The following is a 12,606-nucleotide window of genomic DNA, read 5'->3' on the forward strand; positions in this document are numbered from 1 at the left end:
TAATAGACCGAGGACTTGACCAATAGGTTTAGAATGATTGAAACAATACTTTGCTTATGTAGTTTATGCAGTTTTCAAATCTCATTTGAGATTTAATTATTCCGCGGCAATGGCGGAGGGGCTACACCTGTTCCCATACCGAACACAGTAGTTAAGTCCTCCTGCGCAGATGGTACTTGGATGGAGACGTCCTGGGAGAGTATGTCGCTGCGGGATAATTCTTTAAAAGAAAAGGGATAGATCTTAAACCTGTTAATAGGTAATAGATCTATCCCTTTTGTCTTTGACTAAAGGCTACTTTCTACCCTCCATGCTTACGCTATACTCATATCTGTCACCTATCAGCTTGGCGATGCTGTAATCCAAAGGACCTTTTTCAGTATAAGTGACTCTTTTGCTTAATAAAAGAGGAGCACCCACAGGGATCTGAAGAATTTGAGACTCAGTAAAATCAGCACTAATTGCTGATAGCTTTTCATGAGCCGATTTAAGTATAATGTGATATTGATTTTCAAGAAATTCATATAAACCGGTAAATGTCCCTACGAATTCTTCTATGCCTGCAACTTCATTTAATTTCAAATAATTAACCATTATCGCTATGGGAACACCGTCTGCAAGCTGAACACGTTGAATCATGTATACCTTTGAACCCTCAGGTATTTCTAAAGCTTCTGAAACATTCTGAGAAGCTTTGACTATACTAATAACCATTCCACGAGTAGTAACCTTTACTCCTTTTGCTTTTAATGTTTCGCTGGTTGATGTAAGGTAATTTAATTTTTGGGTCGTTGAATAATCCAAAACTTCAGTTCCATAGCCTTGTTTTTTCTTTACATATCCTTCTGAAGATAAAAGACCGATGGCTTTTCGGATAGTCGTTCGGCTCACATCAAACTCAAGCTCTAGCTCGTATTCAGTTGGCAGCAAGCTTCCAGTAGGATATCGACCTTCTCGGATGTCTTTCTTTAGCGATAAATAAACTTTTTTATAAGCAGGTATATTTCCCATGATTTCTCCTCGTAAACTTTATATATAGATGATTATGAGTATAGCAACTTAGTAATATAATGTCAATCGGAGTATTTGAACAACTTAGTATTTGACATAAACGTCCTAAAATGATATCATACTAATCGTAAAGATGATTATCTTTAATTGAATTTAAAGGCTATGGGGATAGCTGGCAGCATATCTTTCGAGGAGGATGGAATGGAAAAGCGACTTTTAGGAAAAACTGCTATTATAACAGGATCCGCCAGAGGAATCGGAAGAGAATATGCACTGAGAATGGCTAAGCTCGGTGCAAACGTAGTGATTACAGATATCGATTTAAGCGCAGGAAAATACAAGGAAACTGACATCAAGGCAAAATCGGTGAAAGAAGAGGTAGAATTATTAGGAGTCAAATCTTTGGAGTTCGAAGGAGACGGAACGGACGAAAGTTTTGTAAAAAAAGTAGTAGATGATACAATAGATACTTTTGGAAGTTTGGATATTCTTGTGAATAACATTGGAGGTACCGGTGGTGCGGGACCTGGTCTTGCTACAGATATGGAAGTTGAGAAGTTCAGAAGGGTAATAGACATTAACCTTACTACTACTTTCATTTTTTCTAAACATGCAGGAAAAGTTATGAAGGTTCAAAAGAGTGGTAAAATAATCAATGTTGCGTCTGTTGCTGGTTTTGTTCCACTGTTCGTGGTGCAGCCTCATTATTCTGCAGGGAAAGCGGCAGTAATATCCCTTACAAAGACGATGGCATTGGAACTTGCTCCATACGGAGTTACTGTGAATGCTATAGCCCCAGGTTATATAAGCACAGTAAAGTGGGATGCTCACTTTGAAGCTCAAATCGAAGATTTGGTGCAAAAAGTGCCTCTAGGGAGAATAGGAACTACTGAAGATTGTTCAAAGGTCATTGAATTCCTGGCCACAGATCTTTCAGATTATTTAACAGGACAGACTATTTTTGTGGACGGCGGATTGATGGAATTAAATCCATCATCATCTAAAATTGAAAATTATCAGATATAAACCGGGAAACCGGTTTTTTTCTTTGCATTGAACCAAAGAAATTTATTAGCACTGGTATAACTAAGATGATTTTTGTATAATGAAAGGTACTTGATAAACTATAACGGAAAGTAGGTTGGATTATGAATTTTGAAAAGATATTGATCGTTTTATTCATGGTATTCGGAGTAGGGTTGGTTCTTATTGGTATTGTAGATATATTGAAAAATAGATCAGCCAATAACGAAGAGTTGTCAAAAAGCGATACCGAACTTAAGTATTTGAGGGTTCAGGGATTTATAGACATAGCAACTGGAGCCTTGTACGTCTCATTGGGAATAAGTACATATATGGGAAAGTTTGAAGCTGCTTATTTTTACATGCTTGTGTTGGGGATAGCACTTGTGAGAAAAATTTTGGAATTGACCATTAAAAATCAAATTAAAAAAATGAAATCAAATTAATAAAGGGTATTAGCAATGGAAGACAGGTGATGAAATGATATACGGAAATATTGACGGATTAAAAAAGTCTTTATTGGAACGACTGGAAGACTTGAGGGGTCTTGTTATGGAAAACAACGAACTTCTTGATGAAAATACTGCTTACGAGCTATGGGAAATCAGCACACTCATAAACAGGGAAGTTATAATAATTACTGATAAAAGAAATGAAATACTTGAAGTTGGCGTTGGAGATTTTAGAAGTGCCTCCTTTCCGGAGATAGACTATGAGAAAATACAGGGTGCGAAGAGTTTTCATACCCATCCCAATGAAAATCCCAACTTATCAGATCAGGATAAATCGGCTATGCTCAGCCTTGGTCTCGATCTTTTGGGAGCAGTCGTTGTGAGGGATGATAAAATATTAGTTGGAATCGGCGTATTGGATGTTGAAGATGACGAAATAGTAGTTAAGGTGCCGGGTATATTTTCTTTAAAGGATTTAAGAAGATTTGAAATTGATGTCTACAGCGATAAAGTCTCTAAATTTAAAAGGAATGCTCCTAAAATAGTCTCTGATGAAACTGAAAAGGCGGTGTTGATAGGGGTCAGCCTGAAATCAAAGACGGAGATGCTGGATATTCAGTCATCTATGGATGAATTAAAGGAGCTGGCTTTAACTGCAGAGGTGGTTCCTGTTGACATGGTTGTTCAAAACAAAGATAAAATAGATTCGAATTTTTATATAGGAAAAGGCAAGCTCCTGGAGTTGAAGGAGCTGATTCAAATAAAGAATGCCAATATCGTAATCTGCAACGACGAGCTAAACGCAGTGCAGCTCAGAATTATTGAGACGGTACTTGGTGTAAAAGTGATCGATAGAACGGCCCTTATTTTAGATATATTTGCAAAACATGCTACTACAGGTGAAGGAAAGCTTCAAGTGGAACTTGCCCAGCTTAAGTATCGCCTCCCTAGGCTTATGGGAATGGGTAAAGTGCTATCTAGAGCAGGCGGGGGAATAGGTACAAGAGGACCAGGGGAAAAAAAGCTGGAAACCGATAGAAGGGCTATTTACAAGCAGGTCAATATCCTTGAAAAAAGGATAAAGGATATGCAATCTGCCAGACAGATTCAAAAAAGCAGACGTGTGAAGAACCAGATTCCCGTGGTATCCCTGGTAGGTTACACAAATGCAGGGAAAAGCACGATGTTCAATTTGATTTCTTCAAGTTCAGTTTTAGCTCAGGATAAACTTTTCGCAACGCTGGATTCCACTACAAGAAAAATCAAGATGGATGACAAGGAATTTTTACTGTCTGATACAGTCGGATTTATTGAAAAACTGCCCCATGATCTTGTTGAGTCTTTTAAATCCACATTGGACGAAGTGAAGGATGCAGATCTGATACTTCATATTATAGATAGCTCAAATCCAAATTGTCTTCAACAAATTAAGATTGTAGAAGAGGTATTACAATCAATTGAATGCAGTGACAAGGAGATGGTGTATGTCTTTAATAAAACGGATATTGTAGGTGAAGATTTCGACCAAATTTATTCAATGATTAGAGGAGACAAGCTGAAAACAAGCGCTATTACAGGCGACGGGGTTGAAAAACTCCTAAAAGCGATAGTGAAAAAAATATTTGGAGACACAATCGAGAAGGTATTAGAGATTCCTTACTCCGACAGCAAGTATGTCAGTTACCTACACAGTCTAGGAGTTGTAACAGATGAAAAATATCTGGAGGATAAAATCGTTGTAAAAGTTCAAATCAGCGAGAAGAATGAGCATTTACTTAATAAGGGAAAGGTTTGACATGGAAGACTATTTAACCGTAAAGGGAGAATCGATCAGGGAGATTGTTGTAAAGAAATCTCGTTTTATAGCATATTGCTTTCATATTGAGTCCGTAGATGTTGCTGAGGATAAGATAAAAAGAATACAGAAGCTTAATTATAAAGCAGCCCATAATACTTTTGCATATGCGGTTAATCCGACAGGAGATATATTTAAGTACAGTGATGATGGGGAACCCTCCCTTACCGCAGGCAAACCCATATACGAAAGCATCGTGGGAAGAAATTTGACCAACGTATTGGTGGTGGTGACTAGATATTTCGGGGGTATAAAGCTGGGAACCGGGGGACTAGTCAGGGCTTACGGCCAGGCAGCTCAAGAAGCTTTGGACGAAATGGAAATAGTGAAGATGCAATATAATGCTGTTTTTGAAATCTCCACGGACTATAGCCTCTTAGGAATGCTTCAAAACTATTTTTCAACATTCGATTGCGTTATGGAAGGAATAGAATATGCAGATGAAGTTAAAATTAAAATTTGCATACCTTTTAGACAAAAGGAACAGTTCATAAGCGGACACAGGGAGCTAACAAATGGCAAACAGAAATTATACAGTGGGGGAGAAAAATTCATTGAAAAAATTGCCTTTTAGACATCAATGCTATAGGAATAAGGTAAAGACTATGTTAGAATATTAATGCTGAAAATTTCTAAGGAGGAATTAAAATGGCTGGACATTCAAAATGGGCAAACATTAAGCATAAAAAAGGCAAGGCTGATGCAGCGAAGGGGCAGGTGTACACCAAGCTTTCAAAGGCTATTGCAGTAGCTGTCAAAGAAGGCGGATCTGATCCTGAAATGAACTCACGACTGAGAGATGCCGTTACCAAGGCAAAAGCTAACAATATGCCGAATGATAATATCGACCGAGCGATAAAAAAAGGTGCAGGGGAGCTAGGGTCCGCGAATTACGAAGAGATAACATATGAAGGATATGGTCCAGGAGGAGTAGCTGTTATCGTTCAAGCTTTGACAGAAAATAAAAACCGAACTGCTGGGGATGTTAGGCATGCCTTTGATAAAAATGGAGGTAATCTGGGCACTTCGGGATGCGTTTCTTTCATGTTTGAAAAAAAAGGCCAGATAATGATAGAAAAAGACGATAGCGTAGATGAAGATGAGCTGATGATGATTGCACTTGAGGCAGGAGCTCAAGATATAAATGTTGAAGCGGAAGGCTTTGAGATAGTAACCGAACCGGAGGAGTTTCAAAAAACTTGCGATGCACTGGTTGAAGCAGGATATGAATTCGCATCTGCAGAAGTAGCGATGATACCCACTACTTATTCTAAGCTCTCAGAAGAAGATGTTAAAAAGATGAATAAAATGCTGGATATGTTTGACGACAACGATGATATACAGGAAGTCTACCACAACTGGGAAGAAGAATAAACCGAATATATGTTTGCTTTAACAAGAATATTTCTATATAATATCAGTATGTACGATATTATATGAATAATGCAAACCAAGGACAATTAGGTGTCTGAGTTGCTGTTAATTGTAGTATATGGGGAGGAACGATTTTGTACGAATATCTAAAGGGAAGCATAAAGGACTTTTATGAAGATAAGGTCGTCCTCGAGTGTGGAGATATTGGCTATCTGATTACTGTATCAGCAATGACCTTGAAAAGTCTTAGCCAGGATGCAGGGCAAACCAAGATATACATTCATCAACACATCAGAGAAGACGAAATGACGCTTTACGGATTTGGGGACAAGCAGGAAAGAAAGCTCTTTAGAGACCTAATAAGCATTTCCGGCATAGGACCTAAGGTAAGCATAGGAATACTTTCAAGCTTCACGTTTGATAAGTTTGCCTCCTATCTTTCTACCGGGGATGAAAAGGCTATTTCCACAGCTCCTGGAATAGGAAAAAAGACAGCGAACAGAATAATTCTTGAATTAAAAGACAAATACAAAAATATAATTCCCACCCATGGAGATTCTAATGACGTAATTTCAACAACCACTACTGAAATCAGAAAAGAAGCGGCACAAGCCTTGGAGAGCTTGGGGTATTCCTATTCAGAGGGTCTTGATATGGTGGATAGGATATTTATTGACGGTATGACCATTGAGGATATAATCAAAAAAGCACTGTCATCCAGTGCTTTTGCAACTTCCTAACAGAGGTGATGAATTGAAAGATAGAATTATAACCACGGAAACAACTGAATCGGATCTTGATATAGAAAAAAGCCTCAGGCCTAAGGAACTTAAGGATTACATTGGCCAGAACAAGGTTAAGGAAAAAATGAGCATATTTATAAAAGCTGCGATGGAAAGAAGCGAGACTTTGGACCATGTGCTTCTTTATGGTCCGCCGGGTCTTGGAAAGACGACTTTGGCAAATATAATAGCAAATGAGCTCGGAGTAAACATAAGAATAACATCAGGTCCTGCTATAGAAAAACCGGGTGATTTGGCTGCGATATTGACAGGACTCAACAAGGGGGATGTTCTGTTCATCGACGAGATACACCGCCTAAACAGAAGCATAGAAGAAATCCTATATCCAGCCATGGAGGATTTTGTTATTGACATAATCGTAGGTAAAGGCCCGGGAGCTAGGTCTATTCGTTTAGAGCTACCACCGTTTACGCTGATCGGCGCCACTACCCGCGCCGGGCTTCTTACATCACCATTACGTGACAGGTTCGGAGTGATTTCGAGACTAGAAATTTACGACACATCACAACTTTCAAAGATAATCACTAGGAGCGCGACAATACTTGATGTGGATATAGCCTGGGATGGAGCAGAAGAACTAGCCAAAAGATCTCGAGGAACGCCTAGAATCGCCAACAGGCTCCTTAAAAGGGTACGGGATTTTGCACAGATAAAAGGAAATGGCATAATTGATAAGAAAACTGCAAAAGATGCATTAGAGTTGCTGGAGGTTGACGAAATTGGACTTGACGAAATCGACAGGAAGATGCTTGAAAGCATAATAATTAAGTTTTCAGGAGGGCCTGTAGGCCTGGATACTCTTTCTGCAACAATAGATGAGGAAAAGTCAACAATAGAGGATGTGTACGAACCATATTTATTGCAATTGGGTTTTATTCAGAGGACTCCTCGTGGAAGGATTGCAACCAAAAGGGCATATGAGCATATGGGCTATTCCTTCGATAGTGAAAATATAAGCTTTTTTGACGGTCAAGATACTTCAGAAGCATAAATATTAATTATGATGAATTATAATAAAAATATGAAATCAGTTTCATGAAAAAAATATTTGCATTTGATTTTTTCCTGTGGTAGTATCTATTTAACAAGAAAATACACTTGATAACAACGACGTTATCCACATTGTGGGTAACGTCATTTTTTATTACAAGTAAATAACAAATGACGCTGCCGTTGTTCCACGACTTATGGAACAGCGGCAGTTGTTTTAGCAATCATTAGCTTGACTCGATAACAAAGGTGTTGGTCGGTATGTAAATATCGTCCAACATTTTTTTTATAAAAAAGGAGGATGAATGAAATGAGACAAATTGCAATCTATGGTAAAGGTGGAATCGGCAAATCAACGACTACTCAAAACTTGACAGCCGCACTAGGAGAAATGGGAAGAGAAATAATGATAGTTGGCTGTGACCCTAAAGCAGATTCTACAAGACTGGTGCTTCACGGGATGGCTCAAAAGACTGTGCTGGAAACTTTGAGAGATGAAGGTGAAGACATTGAGCTGGATCAAGTGCTTGTAAAAGGCTTTAAGGACATAAGATGTGTGGAGTCAGGTGGACCGGAACCGGGTGTAGGTTGTGCGGGAAGAGGAATAATAACTTCAATAAACCTTCTTGAGCAACTGGGAGCTTATACGGAAGATCTAGATTATGTATTCTACGATGTCTTGGGAGACGTTGTATGTGGCGGTTTTGCGATGCCTATACGTGAAGGAAAGGCTGAAGAAATCTATATTGTTGCATCAGGTGAGATGATGGCCATGTACGCCGCAAACAACATAAGCAAAGGCATACAAAAATATGCTGCAACAGGTGGCACGAGACTTGGTGGAATAATATGCAACAGCAGGAAAGTTGACAACGAATATGAAATGATAGAGGCCTTTGCAAAAGAGCTAGGAACACAAATGATTCACTTCGTGCCAAGAGACAACATGGTACAAAGAGCAGAAATAAACAAAAAGACAGTAATAGACTTTGACCCTTCACAACCTCAGGCAGACCAGTACAGAACTTTAGCCAAAAACATCGAAGACAACGATATGTTTGTAGTACCTAAACCTATGGAGACAGACAGACTGGAAGAAATTTTGATGGAATATGGAATCTTGGGTTGATTGAAAGACAAGCGGGGCCTGCCTCTCAATCGGTAATAAGTAGGCTAGGGACCTACATCTTGATTTTATCAAAAATTAGAACATAATTCAATTCATAAATACGTCCATCCATGAACCTGTAGTTTTAATCATGGAATAATTAAAGGAGGATATCGAGATGAAAATGATAAGAGCCATTGTCAGACCTGAAAGAGTGTCTGTGATTTTAGAAGAATTGCTAGATGCCGGCTATCCGGCGGTAACAAAAACTGATGTCGTAGGAAGAGGAAAACAAAGAGGCATAAAAGTAGGAAATGTAAGATACGATGAACTTCAAAAAGAAATGCTGCTTTTGGTAGTGGAAGACGAGGAAAAAGACGAGGTAGTAAAGCTTATTTCCAAGAATGCCAAGACTGGAGAAGGAGTTTATGGAGATGGGAAGATATTTGTTACACCGGTTGAGGATGTTTACACAATAAGCAGTGGCGTACAAGAGCTGTAGAGGAGGCTTCTTTATGAAAGAAATAATGGCAGTAATCAGAATGAACAAGATGAATGAAACAAAGAATGCACTGTCTGAAGCCGGGTACCCGTCCATGCTATGTAAAAAAGTAACTGGCCGAGGCAAAAAAATGGTCAATATGGATATATTGGAGGACCTGATTGAGGGAAAAGAGATAGATAATCCTCATTTGATTGAGACAATTACGGAAAACAACAGATTTATCGCAAAAAGGCTAATTTATCTCGTGGTGCACGATGAGGATGTAAAAAGCGTCATAGACCTACTAATCGATGTCAATCAAACAGGTAACATGGGAGACGGAAAAATATTCGTTTGTCCGGTGGATGATGCTATAAGAGTCAGAACGGACGAATGCGGAGATCTGGCAATTTAGAGGTAAAAAACAGGAGACGAAAGCAGGTGTTATGATGAAAGATATGAACAAGGTAGTTGATAAGATGTTGGATGCTTATCCTGCAAAGGTTATGAAAAACAGAAAAGAACACATCCTTGTCAAGGATTCTGACGATATCCCTAAAATTGGTGCAAATACAAGGACTATACCTGGGATTATTACAAATAGGGGTTGTTGCTATGCAGGGTGCAAAGGCGTAGTTATAGGGCCAATAGTGGATATGGTGCATATAGTCCACGGTCCAGTCGGATGTTCTTACTATGCATGGGGAACCAGACGTAATAAGGGCAAGGCAAAAGACGGAGGAAAGAATTTCTTAAGTTATGCCTTTACTACAGATATGCAGGAAAGCGATATAGTATTCGGTGGTGATAAAAAGCTGGCGCAAGCCATCAAGGAAGCAGTTGAAACTTTCAACCCCAAAGCGATATCTGTTTCTGCAACATGTCCGGTGGGACTTATAGGAGATGACATACAAAAGGTTGCCAAGGATGCAGAAAAGGAATACGGCATTCCTGTGCTGGCTTTCAGTTGTGAAGGCTATAAGGGCGTTAGCCAATCTGCAGGTCATCACATAGCGAACAACAAGCTTATGAAGGACGTAATAGGAACGATAGATATTCCAAAGCCGAAAGAGAAGGAATTTACGTTGAACATTCTAGGGGAGTACAATATCGGTGGTGACGAATGGGAGATATCCAGAGTTCTCAACAAGATTGGATACAAAGTAGTCGCTTGTATGACCGGTAACTCTGAGTATGAAGATATAGCCAAGTCCCATAATGCAGACTTGAACTTAGTTCAATGCCATAGATCGATAAACTACATAGCTGAGATGATAGAAATCAAATACGGGATGCCTTGGATGAAGGTGAACTTTATTGGTATGGAAAATATGTCAAACACTCTTAGAAATATAGCAAAATACTTTGGGGACGAGGATCTTATCAAGAGAACTGAAGCAGTCATAAGCGAAGAAATTTCAGAAATAGAGGATGAAATGGCGTATTACAAGGAAATGTGCGAAGGAAAGACAGCGATGTTGTATGTAGGTGGCTCCAGAGCCCATCATTATCAAGGGCTTTTAGGAGAAATCGGCATGGATACCATACTAGCTGGATACGAATTCGGGCATAGGGACGACTATGAAGGAAGGGACGTCATACCGGATATAAAACTGGATGCGGATACTCGAAACATAGAAGAAATAACTGTGGAAAAAGACGAACAGAAGTACAGGTTAAGAATTCCCGTGAATAGATTGGAAGAACTTAAGAAAGAGCTTCCTTTAAACCAATACAAGGGTTTGATAACTGACATGAAGACAAATACAGTAGTTATTGATGATTTGAACCACTATGAAACTGAAATAGCTGTGAAGGCTTTGAAGCCATCCTTCTTCGGTTCAGGGATCAAAGATAAGTATATGATCCAAAAGATGGGCATCTACTCCAAGCAAATGCACTCATACGATTACTCAGGACCATACGCAGGGTACAAGGGAGCGGTTAATTTTGCAAGAGATACTGCGGCAGGAATACACACTCCGGCATGGAGCTACACTATTCCCCCGTGGAAGAAAGAGCCTATGATAACAGGGAAAGTGGAAGGAGTTGAAAAGGTATGCTAGACCATACACCAAAAGAGATCAACGAAAGAAGTGCATTAGTTGTTAATCCGGCAAAAACCTGCCAACCCATAGGAGCAATGTACGCAGCTTTAGGTATCCACAGATGCCTACCCCACAGTCACGGTTCACAGGGATGCTGTTCTTACCACAGGATGCACCTTACAAGACATTACAGAGATCCAATCGTTGCATCCACCAGTTCGTTCACTGAAGGAGCTTGTGTGTTCGGAGGTAAAAGCAACCTGAAAAAAGGTATCGAGAATGTATTTGAAATATACGATCCTGACGTTATCGCGGTCAATACAACATGCTTGTCAGAGACTATCGGTGACGATTTGAACGACATAGTCCTTAGCACCAAGGTGCCTGAAGGAAAAACTGTAATCTATGCAAGTACGCCGAGTTACCAAGGTTCTCACGTGACAGGGTTTTCTAATATGACAAAAGCCATGGTCACTCACATGGTAAATAAAAACAAGATTATCGAAAATGGAAAACTTGCAGTAATCCCAGGATACGTTGAACCAAGTGATATGTCAGAAATCAAGAGAATGCTTAGCATGTTGGGAGCCCCCTTTACGATGTTTCCCGACACAAGCGGTGTGGTAAACTCACCGAACACAGGAAAGTACGAAATGTATCCTGAGGGAGGAACGACAGTAGAGGAGCTAAGCGATCTTGGAAATTGCGAAAAGACGATCGCAATGGGCAAATTCTCATCAGAAGCTGCTGCCTTCGAGCTTGAAAAGCTTTGTGACGTTGAGGCGAACGTCATAAACATTCCTATTGGAATAAAGGCTACCGATGACTTTGTAATGAAGGTGTTGGAGGCTACTGGAAATGAAATGTCAAAGGAACTCGAATTTGAAAGAGGACAGCTTGTGGATCTCATGATAGATATTCACAATCATTATCACGGCAAGAAAGTCGCCATTTTCGGCGACCCGGACATAGTTATTCCAATGACCGAATTCGTAATAAGCTTAGGCATGGTTCCTAAGTATATTTTAACAGGAACACCGGGTAATGCATTTGAAAAATCAATCAATGAAATACTAAAAGAAGCAGGAATAGAAGGATCCAAGGTTAAGGCCGGGGGGGACTTGATGACTCTTCATCAATGGATGAAGAACGAAGCTGTTGATATGCTGATAGGCAATACATACGGAAAGTATATAGCAAGAGCTGAGGATGTGCCCTTGATAAGGGTAGGATTCCCGATACTAGACAGAGTCGGACATAGCTTATTCCCTACGGTAGGTTACAAAGGAGCCATGAGGCTCATAGAAAAGATAAGCACCGCATTCTTGGACAAGTATGACAGAGAATGCACGGACGAAGATTTTGAATTGGTAATGTAAAAGTCAATATATAAGGCGAGGGAGCAAGATATTAATATTTGCTCCCTCAATTTATAAAAAGAGATGAAAACAAACGGAA

The 12,606-nt window shown here is 39.6% G+C and carries 13 protein-coding genes and 1 rRNA gene; 13 read left to right on the forward strand and 1 reads right to left on the reverse strand.

Annotated features, from left to right (window positions below):
* The first annotated feature begins 99 nt into the window (after window positions 1-99).
* A 5S ribosomal RNA gene (rrf, locus tag BUB93_RS00005) occupies window positions 100-216 on the forward strand.
* 78 nt (window positions 217-294) lie between these two features.
* Here the strand turns inward: rrf and BUB93_RS00010 are convergent.
* Window positions 295-1,011, reverse strand: a complete 717-nt coding sequence (locus tag BUB93_RS00010; protein ID WP_073269017.1) for a GntR family transcriptional regulator — start codon at window positions 1,009-1,011, stop codon at window positions 295-297.
* 201 nt (window positions 1,012-1,212) lie between these two features.
* On the opposite strand from BUB93_RS00010, the gene BUB93_RS00015 reads away from it, so the two are divergent.
* The 12 genes from BUB93_RS00015 to nifK all read left to right on the forward strand — a co-directional run bounded on the left by BUB93_RS00015 (window position 1,213) and on the right by nifK (window position 12,527).
* Entirely contained in the window at window positions 1,213-2,037 is an 825-nt protein-coding gene (locus BUB93_RS00015) for an SDR family NAD(P)-dependent oxidoreductase (RefSeq protein WP_073269018.1), read from the forward strand.
* A gap of 122 nt (window positions 2,038-2,159) precedes the next feature.
* Window positions 2,160-2,480, forward strand: coding sequence for a hypothetical protein (locus BUB93_RS00020; RefSeq protein WP_073269019.1), 321 nt, complete (start codon window positions 2,160-2,162; stop codon window positions 2,478-2,480).
* 34 nt (window positions 2,481-2,514) lie between these two features.
* Complete coding sequence (gene hflX, locus BUB93_RS00025; protein WP_073269020.1) at window positions 2,515-4,281, forward strand: GTPase HflX; 1,767 nt, start codon at window positions 2,515-2,517, stop codon at window positions 4,279-4,281.
* The gene (locus tag BUB93_RS00030) at window positions 4,250-4,915 is read left to right on the forward strand and encodes a YigZ family protein (protein ID WP_084116746.1); all 666 of its coding nucleotides are present in this window, start codon (window positions 4,250-4,252) and stop codon (window positions 4,913-4,915) included. Before hflX ends, BUB93_RS00030 begins: the two co-directional genes overlap by 32 nt.
* A 74-nt stretch (window positions 4,916-4,989) precedes the next feature.
* Window positions 4,990-5,715: a YebC/PmpR family DNA-binding transcriptional regulator gene (locus BUB93_RS00035; RefSeq protein ID WP_073269022.1), complete on the forward strand. Its 726-nt coding sequence runs from the start codon at window positions 4,990-4,992 to the stop codon at window positions 5,713-5,715.
* Between the two features lie 134 nt (window positions 5,716-5,849).
* Entirely contained in the window at window positions 5,850-6,455 is a 606-nt protein-coding gene (gene ruvA / locus BUB93_RS00040) for a Holliday junction branch migration protein RuvA (protein WP_073269023.1), read from the forward strand.
* A gap of 13 nt (window positions 6,456-6,468) precedes the next feature.
* Entirely contained in the window at window positions 6,469-7,509 is a 1,041-nt protein-coding gene (ruvB, locus tag BUB93_RS00045; RefSeq protein WP_073269024.1) for a Holliday junction branch migration DNA helicase RuvB, read from the forward strand.
* Window positions 7,510-7,818: 309 nt separating this feature from the next.
* Window positions 7,819-8,637, forward strand: coding sequence for a nitrogenase iron protein (gene nifH, locus BUB93_RS00050; RefSeq protein ID WP_073269025.1), 819 nt, complete (start codon window positions 7,819-7,821; stop codon window positions 8,635-8,637).
* A gap of 157 nt (window positions 8,638-8,794) precedes the next feature.
* Window positions 8,795-9,118, forward strand: coding sequence for a P-II family nitrogen regulator (locus tag BUB93_RS00055; RefSeq protein ID WP_073269026.1), 324 nt, complete (start codon window positions 8,795-8,797; stop codon window positions 9,116-9,118).
* A gap of 13 nt (window positions 9,119-9,131) precedes the next feature.
* Window positions 9,132-9,515 (forward strand): P-II family nitrogen regulator, encoded by a 384-nt coding sequence (locus BUB93_RS00060; protein WP_073269027.1) that lies wholly within the window; start codon window positions 9,132-9,134, stop codon window positions 9,513-9,515.
* 43 nt (window positions 9,516-9,558) lie between these two features.
* On the forward strand, window positions 9,559-11,166 hold the full coding sequence (nifD, locus tag BUB93_RS00065; RefSeq protein WP_073269336.1) for a nitrogenase molybdenum-iron protein alpha chain: 1,608 nt from the start codon (window positions 9,559-9,561) through the stop codon (window positions 11,164-11,166).
* Window positions 11,160-12,527 (forward strand): nitrogenase molybdenum-iron protein subunit beta, encoded by a 1,368-nt coding sequence (gene nifK, locus BUB93_RS00070; protein WP_073269028.1) that lies wholly within the window; start codon window positions 11,160-11,162, stop codon window positions 12,525-12,527. The genes nifD and nifK overlap by 7 nt, the downstream gene beginning before the upstream one ends.
* Window positions 12,528-12,606 lie beyond the last annotated feature (79 nt).

Source organism: Alkalibacter saccharofermentans DSM 14828 (assembly GCF_900128885.1).
Taxonomy (GTDB): domain Bacteria; phylum Bacillota; class Clostridia; order Eubacteriales; family Alkalibacteraceae; genus Alkalibacter; species Alkalibacter saccharofermentans.